Here is a 15,697-nt window from a genome sequence, read left to right as displayed (position 1 = left end):
CTCGCAGCACGGACGGATGTAGCCACACCCGTCGCACCGTTCGTGGGAGGTCTCCCAGCGCATCAACTGGCCGCAATTGGGGCACGGTTCGGTCAGATCAGCCATATCGTCAACGATATGGGACTGGCACAGGATCTGGCCTACCACCACGCCAAGGCCAACGTCGCGCAGCGGGGCGTGCGCCGGTTCGCCGGCTCTCGACCCGGGGCCTGGCTGTTCTCGCACACGCTTCGTCACCTCGATACCGGCATCGGTCGCCTCACCCATGGCCGACACAGCGCGCCGAGCCTGCTCAGTGGGTTGGCCGTCCTCAGCCTGACGACGACGGGTCGCCGATCCGGCACGCCACGGGCAAGCCACCTCATCGCGACGCCCCACGGAGGCGACCTGGCCCTCATCGGCACCAACTTCGGTCAGGAGCTGACGCCGGCGTGGGTCCTCAACCTCGAGGCGAATCCGCGGGCAACCCTGACCTACCGCGGCATCTCAGCAGCCGTCGTGGCGCGCGCGGCCACCCCCGAAGAGGCCGACGAAGTCTTCCGCGCAGCCTCGACCTTCTATCCGGGCTACGGCAACTATCGCTCGCGCATCGCTGGGCGGCGACGTGTTCGCGTCTTCATCCTCGCGTCACCCACGGGTACTTGACCAGCACCATCCCCAAGCCATGGCGATGCCCCGGCCAGGGACAAGACTCGCGACCCGACAACGCGTCGCGCACTCACAAACTCTTGACCCGGCATACCAACTCTTGACCCTGGCCGAACCCTGCGTTGACCACCGGGTTCCTAGGCTCAGTCACGCTGCAGGAGCGAGGATCAGGGAGTTCGTCGCTCCGGCAGCCCCGCCCGCTCGTGGTTCCTCCCGAGCGAGCCGTCGTCACCCCCACCGGTCCAGGGGCTCATGTAGCGGTGGGGGTGACGCACGTCCGGGGTTCGATCACCCGGGGATCTCGAGCAGGTGGGCACGCTCGTGACCGATCGGCACGAATCCTTCGCGCAGCAGGATCGGCAGCGACTGGGTGCGTCGCGCCTTGCTCACAGCGGTGTGGCACTGGGCCATCGCGGCGAGGTCGAGGCGGGCCGCGAGCATGGCGGCATACACACCGCGACGCCGACCCGACGGCAGCACCGCGGCCCCGACGAGGGGCGCCACGTTCGACTCGAAGCCGACGCGCGCGCGTCCGACCGGTTGACCATCGAGCCACCCGACGACCCACGCTGCGCGAGCACGCGCCAGGTCCTCGACCACCTCGGCTAGGAGCTCGTCGCGATCTGCGGGGACGGGACTCCCGAACACCTCGACACCGATGTCGACCATCGCGTCGAGCCCCACGGCGTCGTCCACGACGGTGACGCGAACGCCCGGCGCGATCTCCGGAAGCCCCTCGTCCACGGCCCGCGCCACACAGACCTGGTCCTCGATCGTCGTCGCTCCCCTGGCCAGGACGATCTCCTCGAGCCCGTCGGGCGTCGAGTCGTCACGGAACCACCACTCCGCGCTTCGCGCTCCGGACTCGCGCAGGTATGCCGTGAGCTCATCGAAAAGCTCTGCAGCATCCCGTTCCGAGCGGGTCCAGTGCACGACGAAGGCGCGTTCCGGTTCGGGCGGGTAGTGGCTGATCAGGGCGTCGTAGTGCCCGAGCGTGACGTACCCACGACTCGGCGCCACGCCGTGTCGCGTGATCGACTGCATGACCAGGTCCGAGAACACGGCCTCGGACCCTGCATCACGTCCCCCCATCGCGACTCAGCCCTCGAAGCGACTCGGATCGCCAGCGCCCACCCGGAGCACCTCTGCGACATCGCCGGACAGGTCGATGACGGTGGTGGGCTCGGTCCCGCACTCCCCCGAGTCGATGACGACGTCGACGACGTGGTCGAGCTCTTCCTTGACCTGCCAGCCGTCGGTCATCGGCTCGGTCTCGCCCGGAAGGATCAGGGTGGACGTCAGCATCGGCTCACCCAGCTCGGCGAGCAACGCCTGGACGACGGGGTGCTCGGGGATGCGCACCCCGACGGTCTTCTTCTTGGGGTGCAGCACCCGGCGCGGCACCTCGCCGGTCGCCGGGAGGATGAACGTGTAGGGCCCGGGCGTGGACGCCTTGACCGCACGGAACACGGCGTTGTCGACGTGGACGAAGTGTCCGAGCTGGGCGAAGTCGGCGCACACCAGCGTGTAGTGGTGCTTGTCGTCCAGCTTGCGGATGTCGCGGATGCGGTCCTTGGCCGACTGGTTGCCGAGGGCAGCACCCAGGGCATAGCCGGAGTCGGTCGGGTAGGCGATCAGCCCGCCCTCGCGCAGCGTGTCGACGGCCTGCTTGATCGAGCGCGGCTGCGGGTCAACCGGGTGGACGTCCAGGTAGCGGGCCATCGATCAGTCCTCGACCATCGTGATCGGGGTGCCGAGCTGCACGGTGCGCGAGACCGTGCACAGGCGGTCACGCGACTGGGCAATCGAGCGAGGCAGCATCTCGCGCGCCTTGTCGCCCTCGGGGCCCTCGGGGAAGCGCACCCGGAAGGTCACCTCGAGGTCCTCCATGTGATTGCCCTTCTCGGCACTCTTGGTCTTCACGCCTTCACTCACGACGGTGAACTCGGTCGGCTCGGCGCGCTTGGCCGTGATGAAGTCGACGTCAACGGCGCTGCACCCGGCGATGGCGGTGAGCAGGAGCTCGACCGGCGTGAAGTCGTCGGACTCGCCCGTCCCGATGTGGATGGTGCCGCCGCGCGCATTCGTCACGTCGAACTCCCCGTGGCTGGTGCGCGTCAACGTGACCGAGCGGTGTCCCGGGCCAGTGCCACCGGTCTCTGGCGCGGTCGTGGTCGGTGCTGCCGACTCGGTCATGTGGTGCTCCATTTCTCGTCGATGGCGCGCACGACCTTGATGTCGCGCGCGGTGAGGGGCGTGCCGGCGAGCCGTTCGAGCTTGGCGCCGGCGAGTCGGGCGGTGTGGAAGTTGCCGTCGATCTCGAGGAGGACGTCTCGGCCCACGACACGGGAACGTTCAGGAGTGTCGGCGTATGCCGTGAGCGCGCGTTGGGCGTCCTTGCTCACCTCTCCCTTCGCGAACGCGACATAGCGTCGTGCGCTGCTGTCGATGAGCGGCGCCATGGCCTCGATCTTCTGCGCCAAGGTGTGGACCTCGGCGGGAGACCGCACGATCGTCGGCACCTCGAACCCGCGCCACTCCCGCAGCAGGTCCTCGATCGCGAGCTCGACCTTCGCGGCCGAGCGCATCGTGGAGGTGAGGGCGATGTTGCCCGTCTGGATGTGCGTCTCGACGTCAGTGAAGCCGGCGTCGGTCAGGCGCTCCCGCAGCTCAGCCATGGGCACCTTGTGGTGCGCACCAAGGTTGATGGCACGAAGGAAAGCCAGGTGGCGCGGCATACGGCGATCCTGCCAGAGTGGCGCTCATGACCGGCGCACCCGCAGTCCCCGAAGGACGCATCGTCCTTGTCCGTCACGGCAAGACCGAGTGGAGCGAGTCCGGTCAGCACACCGGCACCACCGACATCCCGCTGACCGCTGCGGGCGAGGCCGATGCCTCGACCCTCGCCGAGCGACTCTCGGGCTTCGACTTCGGACTCGTCCTTGCGTCGCCGATGCAACGCGCCCGACGCACCGCCGAGATCGCCGGATTCCCCTCCCCCGAGATCGATCCCAACCTCGTCGAGTGGGACTACGGCGCCTACGAGGGCCGGACGACCAAGGAGATCCGGGCCGAGGTCGGCTACGACTGGACGGTCTTTGAGAACGGCGTCGTCCCTGGTGCAACTCCGGGCGAAACCGTCGAGGAAGTCGCCGCCCGGATGTCGCGAGTGCTGCTGCGCGCCCTGCCCGTGATGGCGACGAGGGACGTCCTGCTGTTCGGGCACGGACACGCCCTTCGGGTTCTCGCGACGACGTTCCTGCGTGAGCAGGCTCGGTTCGCGGCCAAGCTGTTGCTCGATGCCGGGTCGGTGAGCGTGCTCGAGTACGAACGCGAGCAGCCCGCCATCAAGCTCTGGAACAGCCTGGGCTGATCCTCAGGGCAGCGGCCACGTGTGCACGGGCTCGTTGGTGCTCATGTGCTCCGTGTAGAGCTCGAGCATCTGGTGCAGCGCCGTGCGACGGTCAGAACCTCGCTCCTCGAAACGTCGAACGGCGTCGGTCTGCCATGTCGCTCCGTTGACCCCGGCCTGGCACCGCGCCTCGATGATGCCGAGGAAGCGATCGCGCACCGCCTGCGAGACGCCCCACTCCTCGAGACCTTCGTGCGCCAGTGGGAGCAGGTGCCGCAGGACGAGCTCATCGGCGCCGACCTCGCCGAATCCGGGCCAGTAGAGACGAGCCTCCATGCCGTCACGGGCACCGCGGTGGAAGTTCTCCTCGCACGCGGCGAAGCTCATCTTGGTCCAGACCGGGCGCTCCGTCGACGCCAGCTTGCGCACCACTCCGTAGTAGAACGCGGCGTTGGCCAAGGTGTCGGCGATGGTCGGGCCGGCCGGCAGGACGCGGTTCTCGACCCGCAGGTGTGGGCGTCCCTTGACGATGTCGTAGATCGGACGGTTCCAGCGATAGACCGTGCCGTTGTGGAGCCGGAGCTCGGCGAGGTCGGGTGCCTCACCGGCCTCGAGCTTGGCCATGGGGTCCTCGTCGGTCGTCTCCGCGAGAAGTGCGGGGAAGTAGCGGGAGTTCTCCTCGAAGAGGTCGAAGATCGAGGTGATCCAGCGTTCGCCGAAGAAGACGCGCGGACGCACTCCCTGGTTCTTGAGCTCGATGGGCCGGGTGTCGGTGGCCTGCTTGAACAGCTCGATGCGCGTCTCGGCGTGCAGCCGCTTGCCGAAGAAGAACGGTGAGTTCGCGGCCAGGGCGACCTGCACGGGTGAGACCGCCTGGGCGGCGTTCCAGTGGTCGGCGAAGTCGGAGGGCGACACCTGGAGGTGCAGCTGCACGCTGGTGCAGGCGGACTCCGGCGCGATGGAGTCGCAGTACGTCGAGACCCGTTCACCCTGCGGACCGGTGATGTCGAGGAAGATGTCCTCGCCGCGAGCCACGAAGATCGAGTCGTTGAGAGCGGTGTAGCGGTTGTTGTCGCTGATCCACTCCCCCTCGTAGTGCTCCGGCATGATCGTCGGAAGGATGCCGATGGCGACGAGCCTCGAGCCCACCTCACGTGCCTTGGCGTCGGCGGCGTTGAGCGACTCCCGCAGGTCGTGCTCGAGCTCGATGGCGGAGTCGCCCGGGAGCGGTCTCGGCAGGACGTTGAGCTCGATGTTGTACTTGGCCAGCTCGGTCTGGTAGCCCGGATCGGCGATGGCCTGCAACACCTCGGCGTTGGCGAAGTGCGGGTCGAAGTCGGAGTTGACGAGGTTGAGCTCGATCTCGAGGCCGGTCAGGGGTCGGTCGAACTCGAACGAGTGCTGGTTGAGCATCCGTTCGAACACGTCGAGGTTCTGACGCACCTTCTCGCGATAGCGCTGCCGCTCCTCGCGTGTGTAGCTCTGTGCGCTGACCTCAGCACCCACGCCCATCACCTCCCGATCTGTTGTCCGCACGTCGGCTCGAAGGGCCAACTCAATCACCATCCGAGCACAGCGCGCGAGCGGAACGTGGCCGAATCCGCGTTTCGGTCACGAGGGCTGTCGGCGCCCCCACCTAGCCTTCGAGATGTGCGCATGATCCACACCTCCGACTGGCACCTGGGACGGGCGTTCCACCAGGTGGGGCTGCAGGGCGCCCAGTCGGCTTTCCTGGATCATCTCGTCGAGGTCGTGCGCTCCGAGTCGGTCGATGCGGTGCTCGTCTCGGGCGACGTCTACGACCGGGCGCTGCCCGCGCCGGACACCGTGGCGATGCTGTCCGACACGGTCGAGCGTCTCATCGACGCTGGCGCCACGGTCGTGCTGTCGAGTGGCAACCACGACTCGGCGATCCGGCTGGGTTTCGCCTCACGGCTCCTCGAGCGCTCGGGGCTGCACATCCGCACGAGCATCGAGGACATCGGGCGGCCCGTGGTCATCGGCGACGTCGCTGTCCACCCACTCCCCTACCTCGAGCCATCGTTGGCGGCAGGTCCTCTGGGCTCGACCGAACGCACGCATGCCGGTGCGTTGCGCGCTGCCATGGGTCGGGTCCGGACCTCACTCGATGCGGGCGCCCAGAGTCGGTCGGTCGTCATGGCTCACGCGTTCGTCACGGGTGGCGCCACGAGCGACTCCGAACGCGACATCTCCGTGGGTGGAGTCGCGGCCGTGCCGCCCGAGGTCTTCGCCGGGGTCGACTACGCCGCGCTGGGCCACCTCCACGGTCGTCAGCAGGTGTCCGAGACCGTGCGCTACTCGGGTTCGCCGGTGGCGATGTCGTTCAGCGAGGCGAGCCACACCAAGGGTTCGTGGCTCGTCGACCTCGGGGGCAAGGAACCCGTCACGCGGTTCGTCGAGGCGCCCGTCGAGCGTCCCCTCATGCTGCTGCGCGGCACCCTGGACGAGCTGCTCGAGGACCGCGCCCACACCGCTGCCGAGTCGGCGTGGTGTCAGGTGACGCTCACCGACCCGATCCGCCCTCTGGGCGCGATGGAGCGTTTGCGCGCCCGTTTCCCCCACACGCTCGACCTGCGCTTCGCACCTTCCGGTTCGGTCACCACGATGAGTGCGTATGCCGCGTCGCTCACCGAGCGCTCCGATCTCGACGTCTGCTGCGACTTCCTCACCCATGTCCGGGGTGGCCACGGTGCCGACGAGGCCGAGCGTGACCTGCTCGGCAAAGCCGTCGAAGGCGCACGGCTGCGTCGATCGGCAGGCGACGGCGAGGGTGGCCTCGCCGGCCGACGGAGCTCGGGGGCGGCATGAGGATCCACCACCTCACAGCCACCGCCTTCGGGCCCTTTCCTGACGAGATCGCAGTCGACTTCGACGCGCTGACCGCGGCCGGGCTCTTTCTCATCCACGGACCCACGGGCGCCGGCAAGACCAGCCTGCTCGATGCGATCTGCTTCGCCCTCTTCGCCGACGTGCCGGGCCTGCGCGACAAGCGCGGCATCGTCAGCGACCACGCCGCCCCGACCGCGACACCATCGGTGGAGCTCGAGTTCACCTGTGGCACACGACGATTCAGGATCCACCGATCCCCAGCACACGCCCGACCCAAGAAGCGCGGCACTGGCACGATCGAGGCGCCGGCCACGGTGACGCTGTCCGAGCTGCGGAGCAGCACGTGGACCGTGGTCTCGACCCGCAACGACGAAGCCGCCGAGGTCCTCAACGACGTGCTGGGCATGGGCAAGGAACAGTTCGCCAAGGTGGCGATGCTCCCCCAGGGCGAGTTCGCCGCGTTCCTCACGGCCAAGGACGATGACCGTCGCGCGCTCCTCGAGAAGCTCTTCGACATCACCCGTTTCGCCGACGTCGAGGAGTGGCTGGTCGACGAGCGCCGGGCCAGCGAGGCCACCGTCAGCAGCCTGCGCAGCGGCATCGACACCGACCTGGCCCGCCTGGCCGACGTGGTCGCCGCAAGCGGTCTGGCCCAGGAGTCCTTCGACGACGGCGAGGCGCCGGCGGTCGACGAGCGGACCCTCGATGGTCGGCCAGCCCTCGACCCCGCCTCGCCTGACGCCATCCGCGCCCTCCTCGATGCCACGGGAATCGACCTCGACGCGCACGTGTCCGAGGCGATGGTGGCGCTCGACGCCGCGGTCGCTGCCGAGAGCGCTGCTGCCACGGATGCCGAGCGCGCCCGGGGCGTCATGGCACTGCGGGACCGGGCGAGAGTCGCTCGCACCACCATCGCTGACCTCGATGCGGTTCAGGAAGACATCTCGGCTGCCCGCCTCACCCACGACGCGGCCAGTCGTGCCGCCTCCGTGCGCGGCCATGTCGCAGCGATCTCCCGTGAGGCTTCAGAGCTCGAGCGCGCCAGGGCCGCCGTGGGCGCTGCCTCTGCGAGGGCCCGCACGATGGCTCCTGATGCTTGCGACCCGACGACCCTGCTCGACGATCTCCGCGTCCACGACGACACGTTGCGTGAGCTCGTCCGACTCGAGGCGTCGCGCGCAGACCGGGCCAGTCTGGCCCGGGGCCACCTCGACGCCATCACTGCCGCAACGGCGATCCTCGAGACAGCCGACGCCGACCGTGCCGCAGTTGCTGCCCGAGTTTCAGGGGCCGAGGTCGCGCTGGCTGACGCCCTCGAGGCCGAGGCCTCCCGCGACGGGGTGGAGGGCACAGCGGAGGTGGCTTGCGACCGCCTTCGGCTGGCCCGACGGGTCGTCGAGGACGAACTCACCGTGACGCGACTCGTCGCTCACGCGGCTGACGCACGCAGTGCCGCCCAGGATGCTCGCGACCACGAGCAGGACATCGTGGCTCGGCGTCTGTCACAGATGGCCGCAGAGCTCGCCGAGAGCCTGGTCGACGGACAGTCCTGCCCCGTCTGCGGAGCTCACGAGCACCCGGCTCCCGCCCGGGAAGGCGATCGAGTCGGCCCGTCCGCGCTCGACGACGCACGCCTGCAGCACGCCGCCCTGAGCCGAGCCCACCAGCAGTCAGAAGCGGCTGCTGCCAGCGCGCAGGCGCTGCTCACCGAGGCCCTGAAGGTGCTCGACGTCGACGCTGCACGAGATCTCGACCTCGCTGGTCTTGCGGTCGAGGTCGAGAGCGCCGAGCGCCGGCGCAGCACCGTCCGGGCACGCGCCGACAAACGTGCTGCGAGCGAGAAGGTCCTCGCGACCGCACGCACCGAGGTGCAACGCCTCGATGCCGCGGTCACGACGGCGCAGCAAGCCCTGGCCAGGGCCACGACGATGGCCGAGCAGGCCCAGCAGGCCGAAGCCGCCGACGCTGCCGCGGCGCACGCTCTCCTCGAGGCCCACTCGGAATGCCCCTGCCTGTCTGCCAGCGAGGGCACCCTCGCTGGTCGCGCCGCGACGAACACGCGAACCTCCGTTGCGGGCGATGCGGTCCCGGCCATCCACACCCTCGTCCAAGCGCATCAGCGGCTGACCACCGTGGCGCAGACCTGGGACGAGGCCCTTCGACGCAGCGACGAGACCCTGGCCCGCTTCACCTCGGCGACTGAGGTCGGCCTGGCTGCGGCGGTCGAGGCAGGCTTTGCCTCCTTGGACGAGGCGTCGGCCGCCATGGTGGCACCGGCCGCCCTGGATCGGCTTCGCGACCGCCTGCACGACCACGATCGGGCCCGCGCCTCGGCGACGGCTGTCCTCGGGGACGCCGACGTCATCGCGGCAGAGTCCGCACCCGCACCTGATCTCGCAGAGCTGACCTCGGCCGCGCAGCAGGCTCGTTCGGCCCTGCTCACGGCGCAGTCCGCGCAGACCGAGGCCAGTGCCGCCCGACGCTCCTTCACCGCCGTGCGGTCGAGGCTCGTCGCCGGGCTCGACGCGGCGGGTCCCGCGTTGATGCACCACCACCGGATCAAGGAGCTGGCCGACACCTTCACCGGAGGCGGCCTCAACAACACCCTGCGGATGCGGCTCACGTCCTTCGTCCTGGCTGCCCGGCTCGACACGGTTGCCCGGCTCGCCAACGAGCGGCTGCGCATCATGGGCGATGGCCGCTACACCCTCGAGCACACCGACCGGCTCGCGGCTCGTGGGGCGCGCTCGGGGCTGGGGCTGCGAGTCCTCGACCAGTGGACGGGTGTCAGCCGCGAGACCTCGACCCTGTCTGGCGGCGAAGCGTTCATGGCTTCCCTCGCCCTCGCCCTTGGTCTGGCCGATGCCGTCCGCGAGGAGTCCGGCGGCTTCGACCTCGGCACCCTGTTCGTCGACGAAGGCTTTGGGACGCTCGACGACGAGAGCCTCGAGCAGGTCATCTCGGTTCTTGACTCCCTGCGAGAGGGTGGTCGCGCGGTCGGCGTCGTCTCGCACGTGGGCGAGCTCCGTAGCCGCATCACCAGTCAGTTGGTCGTCCGCAAGACCGCCAACGGCAGCACCGTCGACGTCTCCACCCCGGGCGCAGAGAGCGCAGCCTGACGACCCTCCAGTCGAGCTCCAGCCAGTCGAGGGGAGAGAACTCGCCGTCTCCGGAACCTCGGCGACGGCGAGTTCTCTCCCCTTGACCTGCTGATGGGTCGGGGATCAGTCCTCGAAGGCCTCGGGAGGCGGGCACGAGCAGACGAGGTGACGGTCGCCGTAGGCGCCGTCGATGCGACGCACGGGCGGCCAGTACTTCGCCAGCGGGTCAACGCCCTGCGGGAACGCCGCCTCTTGGCGCGTGTAGTCGACGTCCCAGTCCCCTGCGAGTGAGATCGCGGTGTGCGGTGCGCCGCGCAGAACACTCGTGGCCGCGTTGCCCGCGGCGCCAACGGCGTCAATCTCCTCGCGGATCGCGATCATCGCGTCGCAGAAGCGATCGAGCTCGAGCTTGTCCTCGCTCTCGGTGGGCTCGACCATGAGCGTGCCCGCGACGGGGAACGACATCGTCGGCGCGTGGAAGCCGTAGTCGATGAGGCGCTTGGCGATGTCGTCGACGCTCACGCCCGTCTCCTTGGTGAGCGGACGCACGTCGAGGATGCACTCGTGGGCCACGAGACCGCCCTCGCCGGAGTACAGCACCGGGTAGTGATCGCGCAGCCGAGCCGCGACGTAGTTGGCGTTGAGGACGGCGACCTCGGTCGCGCGGCTCAGACCCGCCGCACCCATGAGGCGAACGTAGGCCCAGGAGATCGGCAGGATGCCCGCCGATCCATAGGGCGCGCCGGAGATCGGGCCGACGCCGGTCTCCGGACCAGCCTTCGGGTCGAGCGGGTGGTTGGGCAGGAACGGTGCGAGGTGCTCACGGCACGCGACCGGGCCGACGCCCGGGCCGCCGCCACCGTGCGGGATGCAGAACGTCTTGTGCAGGTTGAGGTGCGACACGTCGGCACCGAACCGACCCGGCTGAGCGAGACCAACCAGGGCGTTGAGGTTGGCCCCGTCGACGTAGACCTGGCCACCGGCGTCGTGCACCATCGCACACAGGTCGGTGATGGTGTCCTCGAAGACGCCATGGGTGGACGGGTAGGTCACCATGATCGCCGCAAGGTCGTCGCGGTGCTCCTCGACCTTGACCTTGAGGTCGTCCATGTCCACGTTGCCCGTGATGACGTCGGTCTTGACGACGACGACCTTCATGCCGGCCATGACGGCACTGGCCGCGTTGGTGCCGTGGGCGCTGGCGGGGATGAGGCAGACGGTGCGCTCGCCCTGACCCTGGGAGCGGTGGTATGCCGCGATGGCAAGGAGTCCTGCGAACTCACCCTGGGATCCGGCGTTGGGCTGGAGTGACACCGCGTCGTAGCCGGTGATGTCGCACAGCCACTGCGACAGCTCGTCGATGAGGTGGCGGATGCCCTCGGTCTGGTCGAGCGGAGCGAAGGGGTGCAGGCTCGCGAACTCGGGCCAGGTGATGGCGAGCATCTCGGTCGTCGCGTTGAGCTTCATCGTGCAGGAGCCGAGCGGGATCATGCCGCGGTCGAGAGCAAAGTCGCGATCCGAGAGCCGGCGCAGGTAGCGCAGCATCGAGGTCTCGCTGTGGTGGCTCGTGAAGACCGGGTGCGTGAGGTAGTCGGACGTGCGCACGAGCGCGTCGTCCCACGTCGGCTGCGCGATCACTACGCTGGTCGGTGCGTCGACCCCGAAGGCGCGACACACCTTCTCGAGGTCGTCCAGGCCGGTCGTCTCATCGACCGAGAGCAGCACGGTGTCGGCGTCGTGGCGCCAGAGGTTGGTGTCCTCCGCCCGTGCCGCTGCGACGATCTCGTCGGCGCGACCCGGCACGCGGATCGACAGCGTGTCGAAGCCATCCTCGCCGTCCACCTCCACACCTCCGGCGCGAAGCGCCTTCGCGAGGGTCGTCGCGTGGGCGTGGATGCCGAGCGCGATCGCACGCAGACCACGGGGGCCGTGGTAAACGGCATACATGCTGGCCATCACGGCAAGGAGCACCTGCGCCGTACAGATATTGGACGTGGCCTTCTCACGGCGGATGTGCTGCTCACGCGTCTGGAGTGCAAGCCGGTATGCCGGTGCTCCCGTGACGTCGACGGACACCCCGACGAGGCGGCCGGGCAGGGTCCGCTCAAGTCCGGCGCGCACGGACATGTAGCCGGCGTGCGGGCCACCGAAGCCCATCGGCACACCGAAACGCTGCGTCGTTCCCACCGCGATGTCGGCGCCCCACTCCCCGGGCGCCGTGGCCAGAGTGAGCGCCATGAGGTCGGCGGCGGCGGTCACGAGGGCGCCGGCCGCGTGTGCTGCCTCGGCAAGGGCATGGTGGTTGCGCAGACGACCATGGAGGTCGGGGTACTGCACGAGGACCCCGAAGACCTCGCGGCCACCGGCGGCCTCGGCGAGGGCTTCGCGTGTGGTGACCGACGACAGGTCGGCCACGACGATCTCGATACGGAGCGGGAGGGCGCGAGTGCGCATGACCGCGAGGGTCTGCGGGAACGTCGCCTCGTCCACGAGCAGCACCGAGTCGGCAGCGGCCTTGCTCGAGCGGCGCATGAGAGTCATGGCTTCGGCGGCAGCCGTGGACTCATCAAGGAGCGAGGCACCAGCGGTGCTCAGCCCGGTGAGGTCTCCGACGACGGTCTGGAAGTTGAGGAGCGCCTCGAGCCGGCCCTGCGAGATCTCGGGCTGGTAGGGCGTGTACGCCGTGTACCAGGCAGGGTTTTCCAGGACGTTGCGCTGAATCACGGCCGGCGTGATGGTGCCGTAGTAACCCAGGCCGATCATCGAGGTGAGCACCTGGTTGCGGGCCGCGAGGCCGCGCAGTTCCTTGACGACGGCGAGCTCGGACTCGGCCGGGACGATGTCCATGGCCTGGGTCGCGCGGATGGCGTCTGGCACGGCCGTCGCGGTGAGCTCGTCAAGGCTGGCTCGGCCGATCGCGGCGAGCATCTGCGCGACCTCGGCCTCGCTCGGGCCGATGTGGCGCTCGGCGAAGGCGGGCAGGTCGCTGGCGTGGATCGTGGTGTCGGTCATGAAGGTGAGGCTCCTGGCACACGGGCGGGCACGGGCCTCCCCTTCTGTCGCGGCATGAGCCGTCTCAGAGGTGCCTGATCCGTGCAGTCCTTTGCGCCTGAGAGGTTCCGGGGAGTTTGCCCCTTCGGCGCCCCGGCTCCACTTCGGACCGGGGACTCTCCCGCACGGTGTTTGCGGCGCCGTCAGCGTAACAAACGGCGCGCACCCCGAAGGGCACGCGCCGTCATGCGAAAGGGTTGGGTGTCAGGCGAGTCGCGCGGCCCGACGGGCACTGAGCTCGTCATCGGGGTGCGCCGCAGGGGTCTCGTCGGACAGACGCTCACTGGGCAGGTGCGACAGGTCGCCCTCGACCTCGCGCCAGACCTTGCCGACGGCGATGCCGAACACGCCCTGGCCGCCCTGGAGGAGGTCGATGACCTCTTCGTTCGAGGTGCACTCGTAGACCGAGGCGCCGTCGCTCATGAGGGTGATCTGGGCGAGGTCGTCCACACCGTGGTCACGCAGCACCTGGACGGCACCGCGGATCTGCTGCAGCGAGACGCCGGTGTCGAGCAGTCGCTTGACGATCTTGAGGGCGAGGATGTCGCGGAAGCCGTAGAGGCGCTGCGAACCCGAGCCAGCGGCGCCGCGCACGGAGGGCTCGACAAGCGCCGTGCGCGCCCAGTAGTCGAGCTGGCGGTAGGTGATGCCGGCGGCCTTGCACGCGGTCGGGCCGCGGTAGCCGGTCTCCTCGTCGAGGTCGGGCAGGTCGTCCGTGAACAGCAGACCCTGCGCCGCGACGGGCACATGAGCCTTGGGGTGTTCTTCGATGGCGTTCACGCCAACCTCCTGCTGCAACACGGTGCGATGTAACTACATGGACGTCGTTCTCTGAGGTGACGGTATGGCGCGGAACACCCGGGGTCAACTACCACTGGACCCTAACCTCATGCGTGTCGTGAGTAACATCAGTAACACTCACCGTCAACTGGAGGGTTGGTCTCCGGTGTCGAAGTCGTCGGCGGACACGTGGTCAAGGAACTCCTTGAACTTCTCGACCTCGTTCTCCTCCTGCTCCTCCTCCGCCATGGCGACGCCGGCCCGGTCGAGGAGATCCTCGGTCGTGACGATGTCGACGCCGAAGCGCAGGGCCAGGGCGATGGCGTCCGAGGAGCGGGAGTCGATGCTCTGCCCTCCCCCGTCGGCACCTCCGTCGATGTCGAGCTCGGCGTGGAAGACGCCGTCCTCGAGGCTCGTGATGCGCACCCGGACAAGCGTGTGTCCCAGGTCGTCGAGGAGGTTCTTGATGAGGTCGTGAGTGAGCGGTCGCGGCGGCACCACGCCCTGTTGGGCGTAGGCGATCGCGGCAGCCTCGGCGGCACCCACCCAGATGGGCAGGTAGCGACTACCGTCCCGCTCGCGGAGCAGAACGATGGGCTGATTCGTCGGCATCTCGACGCGAACCCCGAGGACGTCCAGTGACTTCACCGTTCCACCGTACGTCGTCAGGGTCGGGCCAGACCACCCTTGACCAGCGCGGCGTGCAACTGGAGGCACAGTCGCGCCACATTGGCCTGGTCCTGGGCCCGCCCGCCGCTTCGTCGGGTGCTCATGGCCTGCTCGACGAGGCCGACTTCACGATCGGCCGCGGTGCGGAACGCACGCAGGTGACGGGCTTCGATTCCGTATGCCGCGAGGCCGGCGGCCGCGTGCGCGGCCTGCAGGTCGGCGCCCGAGAAATGGCCCTCGTCATCGGCACGCAGAACGCCGAAACCCTCGAGCGACGCGATGGTCGCCGGATCGAGTCCGGTGGCGGCCGTCAGCTCGTCGCGGGTCAGCCGAACCGCTCGCCCCGGCACCAGGCTCTCGGCATCGGGCACATCGGGGTCAACCTCGGGACCGGGCGGACGCGGTCGAGCATCATCGTCTGCGGCCGGCTGCAGGCCGCGGTCGAGCGCATCGAGCGACTCGCGGATGACCTTGAGCGGCCAGAACCGGTCTCGTTGGGCGCGCAGGACGTAGCGCAGGCGCTCGACGTCGGACGAGGAGTACGTGCGATAGCCCGCTGCCGTCCGGGCGGGCTCGACCAGGCCCTCGACCTCGAGGAACCTGAGCTTGGAGATGCTGACCTCGGGAAACTCCTCACGCAGGGCGTCGAGGACCTTCCCGATGGTCAGTGGCCGCTCAGGCCTGCTTGGCGGCATAGAAGACGAGGCGGTACTTACCGATCTGCACCTCGTCGCCAGTCTGGAGCACCGACTCGTCGATCCGCTCGCGGTTGACGTAGGTCCCGTTGAGCGAGCCGACGTCCTTGACGACGAACTGGTCCTGCACTCGCTCGAAGGTCGCGTGCTGCCTCGACACCGTCACGTCGTCCAGGAAGATGTCGCTGTCGGGGTGGCGCCCGGAGGACACCACGTCGTCATCGAGCAGGAACCTGGCCCCGGTGTTGGGTCCACGCAGCACGACGAGCAGGGCGGTGCCGGGGCGAAGCGCCTCGACGGTGGCCTGGTCGGCGCGAGTGAGGACATGCTCGCTCTCATGGACGATGTCGGACTTCTCGAGTCCTTCCACCGCCTGGAAGCGCATCGTCGTCGACGACTCCGGTGCACGTTCGGGAACCGACGGGGGCGTCGCCTCCGGCTCGCGCTCGGGGGTCTCGCGACTGTCGTCACTCATCTGTGCGGCTCCTCGTGTGCGGGTGTCGTTCAACGCGGCTCTCGTCTGAAGCACTCACCCTAGATGACCACTCAAG

Annotated in this window: 14 protein-coding genes and 1 riboswitch; of the genes, 4 read left to right on the top strand and 10 right to left on the bottom strand. The window is 68.9% G+C overall.

Translation table 11 applies throughout. The features are described 5' to 3' along the window. Positions 1-117: 117 nt before the first annotated feature. Positions 118-645, top strand: a complete 528-nt coding sequence (locus JNB_RS02655) for a nitroreductase family deazaflavin-dependent oxidoreductase (protein WP_009774853.1) — start codon at positions 118-120, stop codon at positions 643-645. 291 nt (positions 646-936) lie between these two features. On the opposite strand, the gene JNB_RS02650 is transcribed toward JNB_RS02655, so the two are convergent. The 4 genes from JNB_RS02650 to JNB_RS20235 are packed head-to-tail and all read right to left on the bottom strand — an operon-like array spanning position 937 to position 3,386. Continuing rightward, positions 937-1,710, bottom strand: a complete 774-nt coding sequence (locus JNB_RS02650) for a hypothetical protein (RefSeq protein WP_148232293.1) — start codon at positions 1,708-1,710, stop codon at positions 937-939. Positions 1,711-1,746: 36 nt separating this feature from the next. After that, a complete protein-coding gene (locus JNB_RS02645; RefSeq protein WP_009774851.1) occupies positions 1,747-2,370 on the bottom strand; it encodes an L-threonylcarbamoyladenylate synthase in 624 nt (207 codons plus the stop codon). Positions 2,371-2,373: 3 nt separating this feature from the next. Continuing rightward, a complete protein-coding gene (locus JNB_RS02640; protein ID WP_148232292.1) occupies positions 2,374-2,844 on the bottom strand; it encodes an OsmC family protein in 471 nt (156 codons plus the stop codon). Further along, complete coding sequence (locus JNB_RS20235) at positions 2,841-3,386, bottom strand: DUF1697 domain-containing protein (RefSeq protein ID WP_009774849.1); 546 nt, start codon at positions 3,384-3,386, stop codon at positions 2,841-2,843. Before JNB_RS20235 ends, JNB_RS02640 begins: the two co-directional genes overlap by 4 nt. A gap of 26 nt (positions 3,387-3,412) precedes the next feature. On the opposite strand from JNB_RS20235, the gene JNB_RS02630 reads away from it, so the two are divergent. Next, positions 3,413-4,021 (top strand): histidine phosphatase family protein, encoded by a 609-nt coding sequence (locus JNB_RS02630; protein ID WP_040884121.1) that lies wholly within the window; start codon positions 3,413-3,415, stop codon positions 4,019-4,021. Positions 4,022-4,024: 3 nt separating this feature from the next. On the opposite strand, the gene JNB_RS02625 is transcribed toward JNB_RS02630, so the two are convergent. Then, positions 4,025-5,512 carry a glutamate-cysteine ligase family protein gene (locus JNB_RS02625; protein WP_009774847.1) on the bottom strand — a complete coding sequence of 496 codons (1,488 nt, stop codon included), beginning with the start codon at positions 5,510-5,512 and terminating at the stop codon, positions 4,025-4,027. Between the two features lie 144 nt (positions 5,513-5,656). On the opposite strand from JNB_RS02625, the gene JNB_RS02620 reads away from it, so the two are divergent. Then, on the top strand, positions 5,657-6,829 hold the full coding sequence (locus tag JNB_RS02620) for an exonuclease SbcCD subunit D (RefSeq protein ID WP_009774846.1): 1,173 nt from the start codon (positions 5,657-5,659) through the stop codon (positions 6,827-6,829). Then, entirely contained in the window at positions 6,826-9,969 is a 3,144-nt protein-coding gene (locus JNB_RS02615; protein WP_009774845.1) for an AAA family ATPase, read from the top strand. The genes JNB_RS02620 and JNB_RS02615 overlap by 4 nt, the downstream gene beginning before the upstream one ends. 105 nt (positions 9,970-10,074) lie before the next feature. Here the strand turns inward: JNB_RS02615 and gcvP are convergent, their stop codons facing one another. The 5 genes from gcvP to JNB_RS02590 form a co-directional block, all read right to left on the bottom strand. After that, positions 10,075-12,963, bottom strand: coding sequence for an aminomethyl-transferring glycine dehydrogenase (gcvP, locus tag JNB_RS02610; protein WP_009774844.1), 2,889 nt, complete (start codon positions 12,961-12,963; stop codon positions 10,075-10,077). Between the two features lie 74 nt (positions 12,964-13,037). Then, positions 13,038-13,136, bottom strand: a riboswitch (glycine riboswitch). A 70-nt stretch (positions 13,137-13,206) separates the two neighbouring features. Then, positions 13,207-13,782: a MerR family transcriptional regulator gene (locus tag JNB_RS02605; RefSeq protein ID WP_040883523.1), complete on the bottom strand. Its 576-nt coding sequence runs from the start codon at positions 13,780-13,782 to the stop codon at positions 13,207-13,209. A gap of 144 nt (positions 13,783-13,926) precedes the next feature. Further along, the gene (locus tag JNB_RS02600) at positions 13,927-14,430 is read right to left on the bottom strand and encodes a bifunctional nuclease family protein (protein WP_009774842.1); all 504 of its coding nucleotides are present in this window, start codon (positions 14,428-14,430) and stop codon (positions 13,927-13,929) included. 17 nt (positions 14,431-14,447) lie between these two features. Continuing rightward, a complete protein-coding gene (locus JNB_RS02595; protein ID WP_009774841.1) occupies positions 14,448-15,146 on the bottom strand; it encodes a MerR family transcriptional regulator in 699 nt (232 codons plus the stop codon). Further along, entirely contained in the window at positions 15,127-15,621 is a 495-nt protein-coding gene (locus tag JNB_RS02590) for an FHA domain-containing protein (protein ID WP_009774840.1), read from the bottom strand. Before JNB_RS02590 ends, JNB_RS02595 begins: the two co-directional genes overlap by 20 nt. Positions 15,622-15,697: the final 76 nt, after the last annotated feature.

Origin of the sequence: Janibacter sp. HTCC2649 (assembly GCF_000152705.1) — a bacterium.
GTDB lineage: Bacteria > Actinomycetota > Actinomycetes > Actinomycetales > Dermatophilaceae > Knoellia.
The sequence above is the reverse complement of the archived record's forward strand: the minus strand, read 5'-3'. Positions and strand labels throughout refer to the sequence as shown.